The 19,610-nt window shown below is 41.1% G+C and carries 17 protein-coding genes; 1 reads left to right on the top strand and 16 read right to left on the bottom strand.

What is annotated here, in order from left to right; all coding sequences use genetic code 11:
• Positions 1–19 precede the first annotated feature (19 nt).
• The 5 genes from CLHUN_RS05005 to CLHUN_RS04985 form a co-directional block, all read right to left on the bottom strand.
• Positions 20–1,813 carry an ABC transporter ATP-binding protein gene (locus CLHUN_RS05005; RefSeq protein ID WP_165755658.1) on the bottom strand — a complete coding sequence of 598 codons (1,794 nt, stop codon included), beginning with the start codon at positions 1,811–1,813 and terminating at the stop codon, positions 20–22.
• Between the two features lie 42 nt (positions 1,814–1,855).
• The gene (locus tag CLHUN_RS05000; RefSeq protein WP_080063474.1) at positions 1,856–3,793 is read right to left on the bottom strand and encodes an ABC transporter ATP-binding protein; all 1,938 of its coding nucleotides are present in this window, start codon (positions 3,791–3,793) and stop codon (positions 1,856–1,858) included.
• A 262-nt stretch (positions 3,794–4,055) separates the two neighbouring features.
• The gene (locus CLHUN_RS04995) at positions 4,056–4,733 is read right to left on the bottom strand and encodes a spermidine synthase (protein ID WP_080063473.1); all 678 of its coding nucleotides are present in this window, start codon (positions 4,731–4,733) and stop codon (positions 4,056–4,058) included.
• A gap of 513 nt (positions 4,734–5,246) precedes the next feature.
• A complete protein-coding gene (locus CLHUN_RS04990) occupies positions 5,247–5,615 on the bottom strand; it encodes a DUF4180 domain-containing protein (RefSeq protein ID WP_080063472.1) in 369 nt (122 codons plus the stop codon).
• Between the two features lie 35 nt (positions 5,616–5,650).
• Positions 5,651–6,643, bottom strand: coding sequence for a DUF4180 domain-containing protein (locus CLHUN_RS04985; protein WP_080063471.1), 993 nt, complete (start codon positions 6,641–6,643; stop codon positions 5,651–5,653).
• A gap of 206 nt (positions 6,644–6,849) precedes the next feature.
• Between CLHUN_RS04985 and CLHUN_RS04980 the strand changes: the two genes are divergently transcribed.
• Positions 6,850–7,329 (top strand): glutathione peroxidase, encoded by a 480-nt coding sequence (locus CLHUN_RS04980; RefSeq protein WP_080063470.1) that lies wholly within the window; start codon positions 6,850–6,852, stop codon positions 7,327–7,329.
• Positions 7,330–7,518: 189 nt separating this feature from the next.
• On the opposite strand, the gene CLHUN_RS04975 is transcribed toward CLHUN_RS04980, so the two are convergent.
• From CLHUN_RS04975 to CLHUN_RS04920, 11 genes are all read right to left on the bottom strand, one after another.
• Entirely contained in the window at positions 7,519–8,121 is a 603-nt protein-coding gene (locus CLHUN_RS04975) for a class I SAM-dependent methyltransferase (RefSeq protein WP_080063469.1), read from the bottom strand.
• Positions 8,122–8,247: 126 nt separating this feature from the next.
• The gene (locus CLHUN_RS04970) at positions 8,248–8,427 is read right to left on the bottom strand and encodes a transcriptional regulator (protein WP_080063468.1); all 180 of its coding nucleotides are present in this window, start codon (positions 8,425–8,427) and stop codon (positions 8,248–8,250) included.
• Positions 8,428–8,704: 277 nt separating this feature from the next.
• Positions 8,705–9,274 (bottom strand): DUF4256 domain-containing protein, encoded by a 570-nt coding sequence (locus tag CLHUN_RS04965; RefSeq protein WP_080063467.1) that lies wholly within the window; start codon positions 9,272–9,274, stop codon positions 8,705–8,707.
• Positions 9,275–9,416: 142 nt separating this feature from the next.
• The gene (locus tag CLHUN_RS04960; RefSeq protein ID WP_080063466.1) at positions 9,417–10,181 is read right to left on the bottom strand and encodes an SDR family NAD(P)-dependent oxidoreductase; all 765 of its coding nucleotides are present in this window, start codon (positions 10,179–10,181) and stop codon (positions 9,417–9,419) included.
• Positions 10,182–10,701: 520 nt separating this feature from the next.
• Positions 10,702–11,523, bottom strand: a complete 822-nt coding sequence (locus CLHUN_RS04950; RefSeq protein WP_080063465.1) for an ABC transporter permease — start codon at positions 11,521–11,523, stop codon at positions 10,702–10,704.
• Entirely contained in the window at positions 11,520–12,461 is a 942-nt protein-coding gene (locus CLHUN_RS04945; protein ID WP_080063464.1) for an ABC transporter ATP-binding protein, read from the bottom strand. The genes CLHUN_RS04950 and CLHUN_RS04945 overlap by 4 nt, the downstream gene beginning before the upstream one ends.
• 108 nt (positions 12,462–12,569) lie before the next feature.
• Positions 12,570–13,631, bottom strand: coding sequence for a sensor histidine kinase (locus tag CLHUN_RS04940; RefSeq protein WP_080063463.1), 1,062 nt, complete (start codon positions 13,629–13,631; stop codon positions 12,570–12,572).
• Entirely contained in the window at positions 13,628–14,305 is a 678-nt protein-coding gene (locus CLHUN_RS04935) for a response regulator transcription factor (RefSeq protein ID WP_080063462.1), read from the bottom strand. The genes CLHUN_RS04940 and CLHUN_RS04935 overlap by 4 nt, the downstream gene beginning before the upstream one ends.
• 171 nt (positions 14,306–14,476) lie before the next feature.
• A complete protein-coding gene (locus CLHUN_RS04930) occupies positions 14,477–15,766 on the bottom strand; it encodes an RCC1-like domain-containing protein (RefSeq protein WP_080063461.1) in 1,290 nt (429 codons plus the stop codon).
• 370 nt (positions 15,767–16,136) lie between these two features.
• Entirely contained in the window at positions 16,137–16,673 is a 537-nt protein-coding gene (locus CLHUN_RS04925) for a hypothetical protein (RefSeq protein WP_080063460.1), read from the bottom strand.
• Between the two features lie 178 nt (positions 16,674–16,851).
• Entirely contained in the window at positions 16,852–19,461 is a 2,610-nt protein-coding gene (locus tag CLHUN_RS04920) for a tetratricopeptide repeat protein (protein WP_080063459.1), read from the bottom strand.
• Positions 19,462–19,610: the final 149 nt, after the last annotated feature.

The raw sequence follows: 19,610 nt of genomic DNA, 5'->3' as shown, positions 1-19,610 counted from the left end.
CAAAACATCTCTTGCACATCTATTGAGGCTCTGCATCCGATCCTTTATCATACCAGGAGGACTGCGCCGTAAACATCTTATAGTAAAGACCCCCGCGCTTCATGAGTTCATCATGTGTGCCAATGTCGTCAATCCTGCCGTTATCCAAAACCACAACTCTGTCTGCAAGCTTTACCGAACCCATCCTGTGTGTCACTATGACAGCGGTTTTATCCCTGGCGATCTCCATAAACATATTGTATATGTTACACTCTTCCAAAGGGTCTATTGCCGCAGTGGGCTCATCCAGAACCACGAGCTTGTGATCCTTGTAAAATCCCCTTGCAAGAGCAATTCTCTGCCATTGCCCCCCGGAAAGGTCGATACCCCCAAATTCCTGTGACAGCATAGTGTTGATGCCGTCAGGATAAGCAGAGGAATTATTAATATCAATTCCGATTTTGGAGGTATATCCCTCTATGGGCTCTTCCTTATCAAAATGCGCTATTTTAACATTATCGTCCAATGTCATCTTATATTTCTGAAATTTCTGAAATACACCCGTCACAGATTCATAGATGCTTTTTGACAATATCCTGGCACTATCAAGGCCACCAATCTCCACCTTGCCCCTGACCGGCTTATAGATACCTGTTATGAGCCTGACAAGGGTAGTCTTGCCTGCCCCGTTTTGTCCGACGATAGCAAGAGTTTCTCCGGGGTTAATTTTCAGCGAGATATTAACCAGGGTCTCCTGGTCAGCCTTTGGATACCTGAATGAAACATTTTTCAATTCCACCTGCGGGTTTTCATCCATTTCCCCTTTTTCCCCGCCTATTTCCTGTAAGTTCATGAACCTGATATAATTCCGTATGGTTCCGTAATTTTTTGACATATTGCCGATATGCAGGGTCACGATTTCATTCATTATGCCGAACACCAGCCCCATATAGCTGTAAACGGCAGCAAAGGCACCGGCACTTATGCTGGAATTTACAAACAGATATAGTATGTAAAATATAACAACTCCGTAAGCTACCAATGAAACGCTGTTTAGTCCAAGGTTTATGTATTCCACCTTTCTTCTGGCAGAACTGTCTTTTTTATTGAACTTTTTGATTGCGTCCTTGAAATAGCCGTAGAAATAATTGAACAATCCATAAATGCGGGTTTCCTTCATATGTTCAATACCCACGATGGCATTGCTGAAATAATCCATTTTTCTTCTTATAGGGGCAGCTTCGTCTTCCAGCCTGCTCATGAATTTTGTATTGGTTATCATTGACAGCATAGACGGCATAAACGCAACAAAAACAGCCACCGGCAAAAATTGATTTACTTTATATAAATAAAAACTCATGTATATAAAGTAGGGTAAATAAAAAGTTAAAAGGGTAGTAATTGTCATACAGAAGGAAAAAATATCTCCGGCACCATTAAAAGCCTTATTTATATCATCAAGATTTTTTGGATCTTCGTACATTACAGGATCTATTTTAGACGACTTTTCATGAATTTTAACCGTTGTGTAGCCCTGTACTCTTCTTGCAACAACACCATACATGTAATTGTGCATTCCGTTCAGTATCTGGACAACAATTATAATGCCGCTGTATATAACAAACCAGATCAGTATATCCGATACGGTATATTCTCCATTAGCCACCTTTAAAACATTATCAAAAAAGATAGCCGTCACAGTTACTACAACGGCATGGGAAAGGCCATGCAGAGTGGATACCAGTTGCTGTATGGTAAAGTACACCGGGCAAACCCTGTATATTATGGGGAATGCAGTTTTTATCATTTTTATAAAACCAATTGAATCTTTCACTTTTTTGACCTTCGACCGGTTTAAATTCTTTCCCATCCTGCCTCACCACACTTTCATATCTGAATCTTCAGTTTTTTTGCCGGCCTCTTTATACCACTCAGCTTGTGACAGATACATTTGTGAATACATACCCTGCTGTCTCATCAGCTCTTCATGTGAACCCTGCTCCAGGATACTTCCGCTGCCTACAACCAATATGGTATCGGCAAGCTTTGTAGATCCCAGCCTGTGTGATATGAAAATGGTAGTATACCCCCTGCTTATCTTTTCAAATTCCGTGTAAATCTCACTCTCACTTATGGGGTCAAGTGCTGCGGTGGGCTCATCAAGAATCTTTAACTGAGCCGGCGAAATAACGGCCCTTGCCATAGCAACACGCTGCCACTCTCCTCCGGACAGATCCACACCTTCTTCTTCTATTTTTCCCAGTGCCGAATTATATTTTTGGGGAAGCTTGTCAATAACTTTGTTCAGACTGAATAATTCTACAGCCTCTCTAACCTTTTTTCCTGTTTCGGTCTTATCTATGTTATGGTTAAAATCCAGTATGTACTCTCCATCTGTTTTTCTGCCCCTTTTATTAATGTCTTTTTTGGGGAGCTTCATGGAAACACTGTCTTTTTCCAGCAGGCCGATATCTCCAATGGCAATATTTTCTCCAAGGGATATACTATACTTGGAAAAATCCTGAAAGACAACACTGCAAAGAGATTTTAGCTCTGCCAAACTGTATTCCTTAATATTTTTTTCATTAATAAGAATTTCACCTTCGTATTCATCATACAATCCGGTTATAAGTTTTGTCATTGTGGTTTTTCCGGAACCGTTGGCCCCCACAATTGCATAGTGTCTCCCCTTCTCCATCCGAAACGACATATTATGTAATACGAAATTGTCATTATTGGGATACCGGAACGACACATTTTTGAATTCCAGCGATTGGAATTCAATTTCAGGAATAGCAGGCAGATCAAGTGCAGAATCTGATTTTGAAAGGCTCATGAATTCTGTCAGGTCTTTAAGATATTCCATGCTTTCCTTTATACGGCTTATATTATTTGTCAGCGACCAGGACATCATCTGTGCAAAATTGTTGATGGCAGGAATAAATGAAATGAACAGTCCATAGGTTATTTGCTTGTTTGCCACGGCATATAAAAGAGGAATACACATAATTATCGTTGACAACAGTAGCAGGATACTACTTGCCTTCATCGCTATAAAATTGCGCTTTTCAACTTTCTGCCTGTGCTTTCTGCTTTTTTCATATGCATCGTAATACTTTTCGTTTATATGCCTTTCAAATCCAAAAACATACCTTTCATCTATGTTCTCACGGTTTGATAACATATTGCTGAAATTACTGGCTAATCTCTCAAGTATTGTTGTTTCTTTCTTAACGACATATTCCTTTTTTCCGGCCCTATAGCCAATATAAAAAAGTGGAATGCAAAAAACAACCAGTATTATGATCAGCCACCATATATATGCCACAAGTATTCCTACAATACTTACAACCCTGAGTATGATATTCAGTAAACCCATGAAGTTTTCAAACAAGCCTGCAAGCTTGCCTTCACAGCCATCACATACGCGGTTTACAAGATCCTGGGTCTCGGCGTTTTCCATATGTTTGTATTTTAGTCGTGCTCTTTGATAGAGCATTTCTTTTTTCGCCGTCAGCCTGAGCCTTTTGTCATATCCAATGCGGACCAGCCCTATAGAGGGACCGATCAGTTTTTCGTAACTCAATATGATTACAATAAGCGCAATATAAATACTTATATGACTGAAGTTTTTTTCGCCCTTTGGCATAAGAAGAACCTTGTCAATAAAACTCGCTGTTACCAATACTGAAAAAGTAGGTACCAGTGCACCGATAACAGTATTAAATAATAAAATGGCCGATTGTACCGGGGCACACTGGAATGACAGCCTTACAATGTCCAGTATGTTATATTTTCTATTTGTAAAAATCAAAATACCACCCACTTTTTTATTGTTGTTTATGCGCCTAAAAAGCTCAGCGGTCAGATACCTGATGACCTTGAAAAAGGCAGAACACTATTCTCTCTAAGATTGAAAGCAGAACTTGCTTTTTGAATATTTATGACAGTATGATTTTTTTGATTATAACTGATTATAGTTTATGGGATATGACTGTTGTCCTGTTGTTGATTGATATCAGATTAAAATAAAAAAATTATTTGATAATTGATTATTTAATAAAATTCACATAATGTCACTTGAATGCAAAGTACAAATAGTAAGGCACAGCCTCACCATTGTGCTGTTCATACACTTCTTCCACATGACACTTAGGGAATATCTTTTGCATATCACTCAGCAGTTGGTCATCACTGTTACAGGACCATATGACAAATACCCCTCCCTCATTCAGCACCTCCAGGATTCTGCTGAAAAACGGAGTGGCGTAAGCATCTTTGTTTCCTTCATTAACAATCAGCATTGGTCCGTTGTCAATATCCATGCATATGATGTCAAACTTTTCGCGGGTAAATCTTATGTATTTTATGAAATCGTCATTTAACAATTCTACTCTACTGTCGGATAGGAATCTTCCATTTAATTCATGCAATACTGACAAATTGCACTCTATGACATAAGGGTTAAATTCTACAACCTTTATTTTTTCAATTTTGTCACTGTGTTGGCAGCCTTGCTTGACTGAGTATCCCAGACCCAAGCCTCCAATCAGGAGACTGCCATTTCTGATATCTAATTTATCGACGGCATTTTTTACTAACAGCTCAGAGGATAAGGAATTGTATGTGGCCATAATGAATACTCCGTTTATCAGGAGTTCATACTCCTTCTTACCATTTATAAAATGTTCCCACAACAGTAATTTCCCGACATCATCTTCTCTTTCAAAGACTATTTTGCGCTCATCCGCCATTATAAAAAATATCCTTTCATTTTATCAATAATTGCTGACTGCCAAAAAAGCCTCGTCAGTTTTGCCTCCAATAATAAGAGGACATAGCTTCGCCATTTCACACAGAAATGTGCTACACCAGATAAATTATAACATCATCATATGCTAACGCGACCCGGCGACGATCAGCACATTCAGAATTTTTACATATAAAAAAGCCCACTCCCATCAGCATACAGATAATGGGGTAAGCTACATCATTCTAAAGATATTTATAAAGCTTCGTACAGATTAATAAATCAATAGTTCATCTGTACACTACCAGCCTTTAACAACCCCCAAATTATCAAAATACACGTATCTCATCTCTTTTTTATGTTTTTCTTTGAAATTTATCTATATTTCTACTTCTTGCATATTTGCTGTGAATTGGGAATGACATTTCAATTTTAACTAAACATCCCTTAATTGTCAAGCCTATCCACAATTACTTTTTTTACGTTTTTTTGCGATTAGATGGTATTTCGTTGTTATTCAAACTCCGGCATTCTCCAGCTTTTCTACCGCTCGCTCCATATTGTCCACAAAGAAAATATCCCTGCCTCTGTTGCTTTCATATATAAAATCATGCAAGGGCTTGCTTGTGTACCTGGAAAAGTCACCTATTACAGCAAGCTTCATATGATAATTTATAAATTTTTGAAGGACTTCTCCTGCCATTCCGCTGCTGAGTCTGAAGAACTCTTCACTTATTGCTGACTTGTCAAGCACAAGCCGGCTGCAGCCCGTCTCATATTTCACATTCATCATAAGGTCCAGAGCGGACTGGGCATCGGTTATCAGGATATCTGCGCTGTTGATATTCACAATAAGGTCGTTCTTTACCGTTAAGGTATAATTCATTATTTGATCCTCCTCTCAACTTTTTTAATTTTCCTTTATAGTCCCTCATTTTGCTTCCGGCTTAAGAACCACTTCTCCGCATCGGCTGTATCGGTAAATACTTTAACGATATTATGCTTTGCACTCTCGGAGATGGAAGCCATGAATTTACTGTCCAGGCCGTCGATACCTTTGACAACGATTGCAGACTTAATCCGGTACATGGCAAACTTCTGGAGCAATGCTCCGGCCAGGCCTTTTTTGAGTTCAAGAAAATCCCTTGAAAGTACTTCACTGTCAAACAGTGCAAACTGTATATCATTTTCAACCAGTGCACCGATTACGTCCAGAATATTTCTTTCAGTTTCCAGCTTTGTCTCCGGTTCATTAAAATGAACGTACCTTATTTCTTTATAGCTGTTAACGGTATATTTCATACTCTTATGGCCTTTTTCTCCATGGCTGGTTTCTGCCGCCGTATTCTCACCGGCTTTGTCAGCCTTGACGTCATTCTCATTGGGAATATGGGCTATGGCCTTTCGCAGGTCCTGAAGCCACCCCAGCTCATTTTCAAATGTTCTTCTTATATTATCGTTAATCAGACTCCATATTGCTGCTTCCAGCGCATTTCCCCCTGCCGTTATATCCTGTTTGCCTTTTTGTGCCATAAGCAACTGCATTTTAACCTGATTTTCATATCCATCAAGCATTATATTCATTTCACCGGTATTGAGCTGCCTGGAGCATGCAAGCTGCACAAGAAATGGCTTTTTAATTTCCATGGGCTCAGCTTCGGACAGCACCCATTCTTTTAAAGCAGCAAGTCCTCTATCGGTTATCATATATACCTTTTTCGTGGGAGCACTTTCCTGATGCCTGACTACATTGGTCACCATGCCCTTGGCCAGAAGCTCGGTAAGAGATTTATATATTTGATTGTTGTTCCCGGACCAGTGCATGAAAGAAGAGTCCTGAATTATCTTTTTCAAGTCATATCCTGTCAGTTCCCTGTAACTAAGCATTCCCAAAATAGCGTGATTGATTGACATAGCCGCACCTCATTTTTCGTTATCATATGTTAACAGTAACATATGATAACAAAAGTGTCAAATGTATTCGTCAAAAAAATGAGTGAGCAAGTATTTCCAGGCTATACTTTAAACAAATAGCTTGACTGCCATATTTAAATTGTATATAATTTAATTGTATAAAATATGTTTTAAAAATTTAAAGGCTAAGGAGAATGGTGAACAAAATGAAACTTTATGATTTGATGGTAAAAGACGCGAAGGGTAACGAGGTTAACATGTCCGAATACAAGGGCAAAGTGTTGCTGGTGGTCAACACGGCCACAGGCTGTGGATTTACGCCTCAATACAGCGGCTTGCAGGAATTGTATGATAAATATAAAAGCCAGGGCTTTGAAATTCTTGATTTTCCATGTAATCAGTTTGCCAACCAGGCCCCCGGTTCAAACGAGGAAATAGGAAGCTTTTGCACAGGTCGTTTTGGCATTACCTTCCGGCAGTTCGACAAAATCGAAGTGAACGGACAGAATGAAAGCCCCCTTTATTCCCTGCTCAAGTCTCAAAAAGGCGGAATTGGCGGCACCAATGTCAAATGGAATTTCACTAAATTTCTCATAAATAAAAAAGGTGAGGTAATCTCCCGCTTTGCACCGGTAAAAAGCCCCAAGTCAATTGAGAAGCATATCGTCAAGCTGCTGGCGGAGTGAGCCTGCAACGGAGCAGGTTCATTGTTTCCACGGGTTCTTCGATAAACTTTTATTTCGATATATAGAAAATTATGGTACTATTTCGTTAGTAGCTGCTTTCGAGCAATGGTATGAAGCTGCAATAGGAAAACACTAGGCTGCGTTCAGCTCATGTAAATTTTCTATGAGCTTCCTGAATTGCTTCCGGCTCTATTTGACAGCATCCAGAATGAACATAGCCGCATCCTGCCCCATAAACAGCTTGCTGCCGGTATAAAAAGTCTCAGTTTGAACATTGCGGTATCCTATTTCAGTCATGGTTTCACTTAGCTCTCTTTGATCAAAGCCGTTATGCACCATATCCGAGTCTATTTTCTCGTTTTTGTCGAAATCTACGATAAGCAGATGCCCTCCCTGGCTCAGAACCTCATATAATCTGGATAAAACCGGCTCAATATCTTTAATGTGAAGCAGAACCTGAGCCATAAAAATATAGTCGGCCTTTAAACCCGTAAGGCTGTCCCTTTCAAAATCAAAGCATAATGTTGCTGCGTTCTGTATATTATACGCAGAAATCTTTTGCTCTATCTGCTTAAGCATTTTTTGTGACGTATCCAGAAAAAGCATGGATTTAAAATCGTCCAGAAGCTCCATTCCCACCAAGCCTGTTCCGCACCCGAAGTCAATGGCTGTCTTGCCTTTGGCATCAGTAAGGCATTTACGAATGGCATTTGAAGCCACCTTGGCGATTTGAATCCTTTCAGAAGTGTCATATATATCAGCTATCATTTCAAACTTGTCCGTATTCCCCATTAATTTCTCCCTTCAAAAAAATTAAAAATCCGTTGCCGCCCGGCTTTCAGACTCCCACTATTACCCTGCCGGAACAAAAATTAAGCCGCCTGAGCCTGATGAAGCGCCAGCGGCATTAAACCAAATCTATTTTGCAGGCTCCCATTTGCAGCGAACCGGAGAAACGATGGAATTTTCCTTTTTCAATTCCTTAAATGCATTGTCAACCTCTTTGCGCTCCAGGCCTGATAATTTCTCAACCTCTCCGGCACTTAAAGGTTTCCCTGCCGACTTCATAACTTCCAACACCTGTTCCTTAGCACTCATGTTTTTTATCTCCTTTGCCAAAAGTCAATTACTATCGGCTGAAAGCCGATAGTTTGGGTTTGAGGATAAAGCCTCCTGAAGTACAGACTCCTTAAAACCCAAACCGTTGAAACCTTTAAATAAAATGCTTAAAAGCACATATTCGCCTGGAAGGCGAAGGTTTCAACCGTAATTGACTTTATAACTTTTCATATTTATATTACCCCTCAAGTAACATCTGAAAACAAAAAGTCAATTGAATTTCTGAACTTATTATTTATTGGCAGCCTTTAAAAATTCAGACCCTTAACAGGCCTCGGAACCCTCTGGCAGCATAGTAGGATTCAGCCCCATTGTGGTACACAAAGACCGTGTCATAGCGGCGGTCACAGAAGATGGCGCCTCCCAGCCTTCTGATATTATCAGGCGTTTTCACCCAACTTGAAGTTTTAATATCAAATTGTCCAAATTTCTGAAGCTCCCTGTACTGTTCCTCCGTCAAAAGCTCTATGCCCATGTGGGCAGCCATATCAACGGCATTGTCCTGCGGCTTGTGCTCTTTCCTGGACTCCAGTGCTTCATGGTCATAGCAGACACTTCTGCGGCCCTTTGGACTTTCTGCGGAACAATCAACAAAAATGCACCGGTCAGTATTTTTATCTTTATCATGGATAATATCAGGTTCCCCGCCGGTTCTCTCCATTTCATAAAGGGACCACAGTTTTTCCGGCTTTGCCTCCAGCTCTTTTTGCACCAGATCCCATTCAAGTCCTTTGTGGCGGTCCATATTCTTCTCAAAACGGCCCTTCAATATTCTGAGTATTTCTTCGCGTTGTTCCGGGAGCAGCTCCCTTTTATCATTATTCATAAATTAATTCTCCTGTATTACCATAACCGCTGCTTATCAGTCTGGATTCTCATATTTTCAAAGTATATATACCCTTTATCCTTTGCCAAACCGGCTGAATATATCCACTGGAAACATGTAAATTCCATGCCCCGCACCTGTGTCACATATATTTTTTTATCTTGCGCAGCCATGTATTCATTATTATCTTTTGAGGAAACAGTTTTGACAGGAAATGTTCATATTTGACATACAGTGTACAAACAGACATGTCTTTTCCTCTCCTGGCATCTTTCAGTGCCTTTGCTGCAACCTCTTCAGGTGTTACAATACCTGGAAAGTCAATGCTTTTGCCATTGACTTCCTTGATCAGCAGTTCTGTATCCACCCAGCTCGGACAGACAGCCGTGGACGTAATTCCTGTTCCTTTCAATTCCAGGTTTAATGCTCTGGAGTAATATCTTTCAAAAACTTTGGTCGCTGAGTATAGATTCAGGTAGGGCAACGGCTGGAAGGAAGCTGCAGATGAAATATTAAGTATTCTGCTCCCCCTTGTCATATACGGGATACATAGTGTGCACAAAACGGCCGGAGCAATGCAATTGATATTTGTTGTATCCATTATCTCTTCAGCGGTAAAATCCTTATAAGCCCCCATCCTTGCAAGACCTGCATTGTTAATTAAATATGCTATGACTGGTTTTTGCTTTTTTAACAGCTCTCCTATTGAAAGTAATTCATCTGATTTTGATAAATCTTTTGAGATAGCGATTATTTTATCTCCAAATTCAGCTTTCAGTTTTGTAAGCTTCTCCTGATTTCTGGCTATTGCCCATACCTCACTGACATCCTCCCGCAGCATCAGCCTGGTAAATTCCTTGCCTATTCCGCCGCTGGCTCCCGTAATAATTGCAATTTTCTTCTCCATATTCCCCACCCCTTTTATTAAAATCCTTTGATTCAAATTTACTTAATTAATTAAATCGTGAAGATAAACAATACACCCATAATTTATAAGAAATGTTCCTCCTTGTCAATCACTTGCCTTTACCGGTAAGATAATAAAGAAATGCAAGAATAGGCAGGCTGAATCCTATAATTGACGCTGCTGTCCAACCTCCACGGGCATACGCCCAGCCCCCTAGGCTGGCAGCCTTTATTACCAGTTCCAAGGGGCAGTAATCAAGAAATTAATTGCAGAAGGCCAATTTGCTGCAAACATTGCTGAGGAATGCCGTAAAAGATATTTCAATCCCCGTCGTCTCATTTCAAGACATATCCTTGAGTAGGAAATTCTAAGAAGCACGGAACCCGTATTTTACATTTTAAATACAGTAAAGGAGGCCGCACCGGCAAAACCCGTGCGGCCTCCTTTACGAACAGTTCCTTGTGAAATATCCTGCTGTAATCATAACATTATTGGTGAATTGCAAGAGCTGATTTTGCAGTTATCTGTTTTTTTCGCTTCTGGCAAAAAAGAAGGTTCCTACAGTGAGGCAAACGACAGTTAGCACAAGTATGACAGCCAGATTCAGAGCCGGATTATTAAGTACAACGCTTTCATACTGATCGGTACCGGCATATACCACCGAACGTGCAAGGTCAAGGCAATAGGTCATAGGCATCATTCTGCTGATAATGTACAATATGCCGTGGGAATTTCCAATTGGAATGATAGCGCCGCTGAGAAACATTTGCGGCATGGTGATTAAACTCACAGCAGTGTTTGCTGTCTTACTGTTTTTGATAACTCCAATAATAATTATAGCCAGTGACCCTGCCGACAGGCACATGAGAGGCGACAGCAATATCAAGAGCAGCAGTTGTCTGATATTCAGCGTAATTCCCATGCACAGCCCTACAATTATGGTTCCGAACATGCCAATAATCGCCCCGAAGGAGGAACCCAGTATCTTGCCAATGATAATGCTGTAACGGGAAACCGGCGAAATCATCATTTCTTGTGTAAAATCAGTGGTGCGGTCTTCCACAAGAGAGGAGATGCCCATGGTTGTGGTCATGAACAGCATGTTCACAATCATCCCCACCAGCATAAACTGATTGTAATTGAAGCCCAGCCCTCCCGACATGTTTTGCGACAGGCTCCCGCCCAGCATTCCCAGCATAACGACCGGCATGGCCAGGCTCATAATGATTGTCATGGGTGACTTGAAAAAAAGCGTGATATCCCTTGCCATAATAGTCATAACTGCGTTAATTTCACGAGCCGGCCCCGATTTTCTCCTGCCGGCTGCAACAAGTTCGCTCATGCCGCTTCACCTCCCAATTTCAGATATTCTATATAAGCATCTTCAAGTGACGGTTCCTCAATGCTGAGTACACTAAGACGTGTTTTCAGCTTTGCAATTACTTCCTGAGCCGTTATCTCCTGATAAGGCACAATGATGTGCTTCTCAGTCTTATGGAAAAGTCCCATGTCAGAAAGCTCCGTCACAAGCCCCTTCCTGTCCTCCGAATCTAAAACCAACTGTTGTTTCAGCAGGTTGCCCTTCATTTCGTCAGGGGAGCCTGAAATGGCAATTTTACCGTGATTGATAATGCAGACCTTGTCAACTTTTTCCGCTTCGTCAATATAATGGGTGGTCAAAAATACTGTAGTGCCGTATTGTTTCCTTACAGTATCGATATATTCCCACAGACTGCGGCGGCTGACAGCATCAAGCCCTTGTGTGGGTTCATCCAAAAAGAGCACCGACGGTGTATGGATAAGGCTGCGGATAATCTCCAGCTTGCGCTGCATGCCGCCTGAAAGTTTCTTAATGGGTTTGAACAGCGAATCCTGAATGCCAACGATTTCGGCCAGCTCCATTACACGCTTCCTGTATTCGGCAGGCATCAGCCTGAAGGATGGATGGTAGCTGTACATACCGTACAGGCACGCGTGAAACCGGATGTTTTCTTCCGCGGAAAGCTGGGGATCAAGGCTGGGCCGCTGAAAAATAATACCCACCTTCTCCCGTACATGCTTTGCTTCTGTTTCCACATCAAACCCGGCAATTTTAACCTGGCCTCCGGTTTTTGAAAGAGTGGTGGTCAAAATTGAGATGGTAGTGGTCTTGCCTGCGCCGTTTGGGCCCAGAAAGGCGAAAAAGTCCCCTTCCTTTACACAAAAATCAATGCCCTTGACTGCCGGTTCCTTCGCTTTATCATACTGCTTTACAAGCTCTCTTACTTCAATCATATTCATCATAAAACCTCCAAAAAAATAACCTTCATTTTTGTTTACAGACCTATTTTATGGCTGTAAATTAAACGGAGGTTAAATTGAAGTTAAACGCAATGTAAACTGAAGGCTTTATTTTGGCAGGGTGACAATAAACTTCGTCCCCTTATTTAGTTCGCTCTCGAAATTGATTTGACCGCCGTGGATTTCAACAATCTTTCTGCTGAGGGACAGGCCGAGGCCATTGCCTCCAAGGGAGCGGTCCCGGGCCTTGTCCACCTTAAAAAACCTCTCAAAGATATGTATCTGGTCCTCTTGAGAAATACCTGCCCCATTGTCGGTTATATGGCACACAATTTGACTGTCGTTCTGAAAAAGCCTGATCTTTACGCTGCCGTTTTCAGGGGTGAATTTTACCGCGTTGTGAATCAGATTGATCCACACCTGGCTCAGCAGGTCCTCGTCTGCGCTTATGCTGATTTTTTCCAAATCCGCATTCAAATCTATATTTTTCTTTATCCACTGGGGTTCAAGTATTAAAATGGCGTGCTCAAGCTGTTTATCCAGACGGAAATCCCGAAGTACCAGCGGAACATTTTCAGATTCCAGAGAAGACAGCTTCAGCAGATTGTCCGAGAGCTTGGATAAGCGTTTGCTTTCAGTTTCAATTATTTCAATGTAATGAAGCCGCTGCTCACTGCTCAGCAAATCTGATTTCAGCAGAGCCGCAAAGCCGCTTATTGAAGTCAGCGGAGACTGAATTTCATGGGATACGTTTGATATGAAGTCCTGACGCTGCACTTCCATGCCTGACAATTCCCGCGCCATTTTATTGACGCTTTCCGCCACCTGGGAGAACGGGTCATTCTCATTAATTGCTATGGATATGTTGAAATCACCCCGTGAAATTTTGTTCAGGGCTTCCAAAGTCATATCTAAAAACTGATGCCGTCTCAGGTTGTGTTCCTGTCCGTATTTAGTCCGGCTGAAAACTATTGTAAAAAGCCTTGCAACGCTGATGGAAAGCAGAAGTCCAATGATAACGGCTATCAGGTAGGAAAGCAGCTTCCCCGGGGTTCCAGTCAATTGAAACAAAAGTGAAGACAGCACATATCCCAATGTAATGCAGCCCAGGTATAAGAGTGCAAAAATCATAATGTTGAAACTCATGTGCCATCTATTCGGTTTGTTCATGCCACCACCTCCAGCCGGTACCCCAAGCCGCGGATGGTTGTAATTCTGAAGCCGCATTCATCGGCCGGAAAACGCTCTCGGAGCCGGTTTACATGGACATCCAGCGTGCGCTCGTTGCCGTCGAAATCATAGCCCCAGATTTCTTCAATCAGATAATCACGAGTCAGGGTTTTTCCTGCGCTGTTTCCCAGTCTGTATAAAAGCTCAAATTCTTTCATGGGTATATCATATTTGGCTCCGTCAACAGATACAATGTAGCTGGTTTTATTCAGCGTTACCCTGCCTATGGTTACTTCCTCTTCCCTGTCCATATGATACCGCTTTAATAAGGCTCTCACACGGACAATCAGCTCCGCGCCCTCAAAGGGTTTTGTCAGATAATCATCGCAGCCCAGGTCAAAGCCCTTTACCTTTTGGCTCAAATCGCTCTTTGCAGTTAACATTAAAACAGGCAAATCCTTATAATATTTCCGGGCCGTTTTGCAGAATTCAAAGCCATCCATATTGGGCATCATAATGTCCAGAACACATAAATCTACTTTGTCTTTTCCCAGCCTTTTAAGTGCTTCACGCCCGTCTGCTGCTTCCATGATGCCGTAGCCCTCGTTCCGAAGCAGTGTACACACAAGTTCCCTTATATATTCATCATCATCAACCACTAAAATCTGATTCAAAGGGCACACCACCAATTCTTTTTTAATACCATTGTACATTATAATTGTAAACGGAAGTTAAACTCATTTACAAGGCTGCTGAAGGGCTAGAATTTTTTATTTGAAGCCCGTCCGGGAGTATGCAGCATTTTCTGACTGTTACCACAATTTTAATCAGCACTGCAGGTTAAATTATAACTTCACCTGTACTGGAACAAAGCTGTTATTTATTGTTCCGTCTCCCAGTTGTCCATAAGAATTTACTCCCCAGGACCATACTGTTCCGTCTTCCTTCAAGGCGTATGCCGAGGTCTCCGAGCAAACTGCGGTCTTTACCATACTCAGCCCTTTTACCTGCACAGGTACAAAACTGTTTTTTATGGTTCCGTCGCCCAACTGTCCATAGGAGTTTACTCCCCAGGACCACACCGTCCCGTCTGCCTTTATGGCATATACCGTTATCTGAGTACAGCTTACAGCCTTTACTCCGCTTAGTCCTTTTACCTGTACCGGGACAAAGCTGTTATTTATTGTCCCATTCCCCAGTTGTCCATAGGAATTTACTCCCCAGGACCACACCGTTCCGTCTTCCTTCAAGGCATAGGCAGTTATCTGCGTACAGTTTATTGCTTTTACTCCGCTCAGTCCTTTTACCTGTACCGGAACAAAGCTGTTATTTATTGTTCCGTTTCCCAGTTGTCCATAGGAATTCACTCCCCAGGACCACACCGTCCCGTCTGCCTTCAGGGCATAGGCTGTTATCTGCGTACAGTTTATTGCTTTTACTCCGCTCAGGCCTTTTACCTGTACCGGAACAAAGCTGTTATTTATTGTTCCGTCTCCCAGTTGTCCATAATCATTTGCACCCCAGGACCATACTGTTCCGTCTTCCTTTAAGGCATAGACCGAGGTCTCCGAGCTGACAACGGTCTTTACCTTGCTCAGCCCTTTTACCTGCACAGGTACAAAGCTGTTCTTTATGGTTCCGTCTCCCAGTTGTCCATAGGAGTTTACTCCCCAGGACCACACTGTCCCGTCTTCTTTTACGGCATATACCGTTATCTGAGTACAGCTTATGGCCTTTACTCCGCTTAGTCCTTTTACCTGTACCGGAACAGAGCTGTTATTTATTGTTCCATTTCCCAATTGTCCATAGGAATTTACTCCCCAGGACCACACCGTTCCGTCTTCCTTCAAGGCATAGGCAGTTATCTGCGTGCAGTTTATTGCTTTTACGCCGCTTAGTCCTTTTACCTGTACCGGAACAAAGCTGTTATTTATTGTTCCATTTCCCAGTTGTCCATAAGAATTTACTCCCCAGGACCACACTGTCCCGTCTGCCTTCAAGGCATAGGCCGTTATTTGTGTGCAAACTACGTCCTTTATTGCTGTTGAAGCATTGGCAGACGAGATGTTAAAATTCAAAAAGAAAACCGTCAGAATACAAGACAACAATAACATTATGTACTTTTTTGAGTTCATATTAAAATCTCCTTGCTTTTAATTATTTTATCTGTAAATTAACCTGTTGTGCCGGTTAAAATGTGGTAAACAGGCAGAAAACCGCACAATTTCTTTAAAGTCGTCCTCCCGGGACTTGCAAAACTTATCTCTTAAAAACCTTATTAACTATCACAACAGGTTAAGTTACTGCCTGCATATTTATTATACATTAAAAATCCATATTTGTAATATAATTGAAATCCAGCAATACTCCAAATTGTCATATACTTCTGTATACCTTATTATTGCGTATCCTATGAAAATATCACTGTAAAAGAAAAGACGTGAAAGCATGCTTTCACGTCAAAAAAACTTTTACGCACTGTTTGATAAATAATGGGAATATGCTTTATTTTGCTGAAATTTCTTTTCCTCTTTTAAAATATCTGATGTCTGGGGATTGATATTGTTCCGTGGAAGTATGAAACTTAATGAACGCTCCATATTTATAATTCAATTTATTACCAGGTTCTGTATAGCATTTAAGCTTTTCGATATCAAAATCCACATTAACCGAACTGGTTGACTTCTTAACCTCTATGACAAGTAAATTCTCATCAGGGTTTCCTCTTTTATGGACAATGATATCTGGAAAAACCGTTTTTTCAACCAATATCCCACTAAGCATATCATCTTCAATTATCACTGAAGGATTATATAGTTCAACCCATTTGGCTACAAGCATTTTAATCTTTTTTATATCGCCACTATTCCGGTTATATTCACAATCAATGTCATAATCTCTCCCGAAAGTCTGTTCCATATATACGGCAAGCTTGTGGGCTATACTTCTTTCATTAACATCATTAATTAAAAGATAATTGTCATTTACCCGTAAAGTATCAATGGCAATATTTATTCTCCTTTTGATCTGGTATAAATTCATAAGCTTTACCCTTTCAGTTATTATTTTTAAAGTGTATGACTCTTAAATTTTCATTATAAACATAATGGAAATATTCAAAAAATATTTTTTATGAATGCTTAGCATCTACTGCTATATCTGACCATATGGTTTATCTTTTTCCCATAGTGATCGCGAAGCACTAAAAATATAGACCAGTTTACTGTCCCAACGTCTGTATATTTTTTTTAACCATTTGGGTATTTGGATGCTCAGAACCAAGTTTCCACTCATATATAGTCAAAGCCTTATTGTACCACTCCAATGCCTTGGGGTAATCCCCCTGGCGTGAATACACCCCTGCTATGTTGTTGTAGGTTGTGGCTGTATCGGGATGCTCTGCTCCCAGCACCTTTTCACGGATTGCCAAAGCCTTTTTGTCCCACTCCAATGCCTTGGGGTAATCTCCCTGGCTGTAATACACCACTGCTATGTTGTTGTAGGTGGCGGCTGTATCTGGATGCTCTGCTCCCAGCACCTTTTCACGGATTGCCAAAGCCTTTTTGTACCACTCCAATGCCTTGGGGTAATCTCCCTGCCTGTAATACACCACTGCTATGTTGTTGTAGATGTCGGCTGTAGCTGGATGCTCTGCTCCCAGCACTTTTTCACTGATTGCCAAAGCCTTATTGTACCACTCCAATGCCTTGGGGTAATCTCCCTGGCTATCATACACCACTGCTATGTTGTTGTAGATGGCGGCTGTATCTAGATGCTCTGCTCCCAGCACCTTTTCACGGATTGATAAAGCCTTTTTGTACCACTCCAATGCCTTGGGGTAATCTCCATGCCTGTAATACACCCCTGCTATGTTGTTGTAGGTGGCGGCTGTATCTAGATGCTCTGCTCCCAGCACCTCTTCACGGATTGCCAAAGCCTTATTGTACCACTCCGATGCCTTGGGGTAATCTCCCTGGCTATAATACACCACTGCTATGTTGTTGTAGGTGGTGGCTGTATCTGGATGCTCTGCTCCCAGCACCTTTTCACGGATTGCCAAAGCCTTTTTGTACAACTCCAATGCCTTGGGGTAATCTCCCTGGCTATAATACACCCTTGCTATGTTGTTGTAAGCGGTGGCTGTATATGGATGCTCTGCTCCCAACACCTTTTCACGGATTGACAAAGCCTTATTGTAAAACTGTACAGATTCTGTATACATAGCAAACTCACTAAAACTGTATGCTATATTATAACAGAGGGTATGAATATCATCTAGTTGCAAATCCAAGCCTTCAACGTTATTAAAAACAGACAATGCATGAGGCAGCAGCAGCCTTGCGGCATCACGACCTTCTTTATCCCCATAATTATTGCCTTTCATCAACTTATTGATATGATTAAAGCAACATTCAATATATTCTGTGCAATGCTTTGCATTATGCCTGACTGATTCTTGTAAAAGCCTGAGTATATTCAGATTCCTATCCGATATGCTAATCAAAGAGTAGAGCCTCAATTCATGAATAATGCCATTTAGTTCCAGTTCATCAGCAACAACATTCTTAAGTGGCTGCATAAGATATTCGTCACCCAAAATTAATGTGTCCAGATGGATTTTTTCGGGTGCATAGTATGAGCAAATGTACAGCAGCTGACGAGCAGCTTCAATGCCGATTTTATCTATGGACGCCTGCCATGTACTGGTTATACTTGCCTCATCTTTTGTCAAGCCTTGCTCTAAGAGCCTGATTTTGTATTTATTGAACATCTCAATGTATTTGGCAAAAGTAATTTCGTTTTCAGCTATGTATGCAGCTGCATGCTCCAGCGCAAGAGGCAATCCACCTAATATCTTATTCATGGCTTTAGCCTTTTCATCGTCATTTTCTATCCCGGTGCGATTATGAAGAAACTGTACGGCTTCTTCTTCGCTGTATATATCTACTTTAAAAGCTCTACTTCCAGTTTTATCCCAGAATTCATTTCTTGATGTGATTAATACATTCCCCTGCCCGGCATTATTTTTCGGTAAATATTTTACTATCATAGAATAATCTTCGGCATTGTCAAATATGAACAGCCAACCACTATTACCATCTGTCCAGGTCCATACTGCTTCTATGACACTATCCGGAGTAGCTTCTTCCAAATCAGCACCGCATCTATTCTCTGCGAATTTCAACAGATCACTAAACAGTGTTTCCTTGCTCTCAGCATTGATAAACCATATGCAATTATATTGTCCTGCATATCTGTATGCGTACTCAATGGCTATCTGTGTTTTCCCAATTCCGCCCAGGCCTGATATGGCTTGAGTAAGAAAAGCGCCTTTTTTTTGCTTAAAAGCAGATTCTATTGATTTTAACAGCTTTTCACGCCCGGTAAAATATATGTTACGATTGGGCAAATTATTAAACGGAAGCCCACCGGGAAAGCTAATCACAGCACCGGGAAAGCCCCTGGATTTTCTTTTAGCGGAGCCATTAACAACTTTTTCAAGCAGTATTTTTGCAGCCTCGGCAGCCTCTGTAATACCACATAAATCAATATATGTTCTAGCCTTTAATAAGCCTTCCGGTTTAACATCATCTATCCGAATTGGAATAATCAGAGTATTTTTGCCAATTGGGTCATCGACAAAAAAGTTCTGCCACTCTGCTATACAATAATCAGATTTCAAGTATTTTTCTGACAACACCAATATCACTTTTTTGCATATCTTTATTGCTTCATTCATATCATTTACAAAGCTTCCACCAACTTTAAAATCCCATGCCTGGATAATGGTTGAATAGTCATTATTTTCCAGGGTTTCTGCTATCCACACAGCTCATTTTTCATCTTTGCCAGTGTAACTTATGAAGAAATCTTTTTCTTTATCTATATTGGTTATCATAAATATCTACCTCTCTGCTCGTTAGCCAACTCCAATTATTGCCATAATTACACCTTGTTTGAAATACGCATTATTAGTCC

Source organism: Ruminiclostridium hungatei (assembly GCF_002051585.1).
GTDB classification, from domain to species: Bacteria; Bacillota; Clostridia; order Acetivibrionales; family DSM-1351; genus Ruminiclostridium; species Ruminiclostridium hungatei.
Note: the sequence above shows the minus strand (reverse complement) of the source record. Positions and strands in the feature narration are given on the sequence as shown.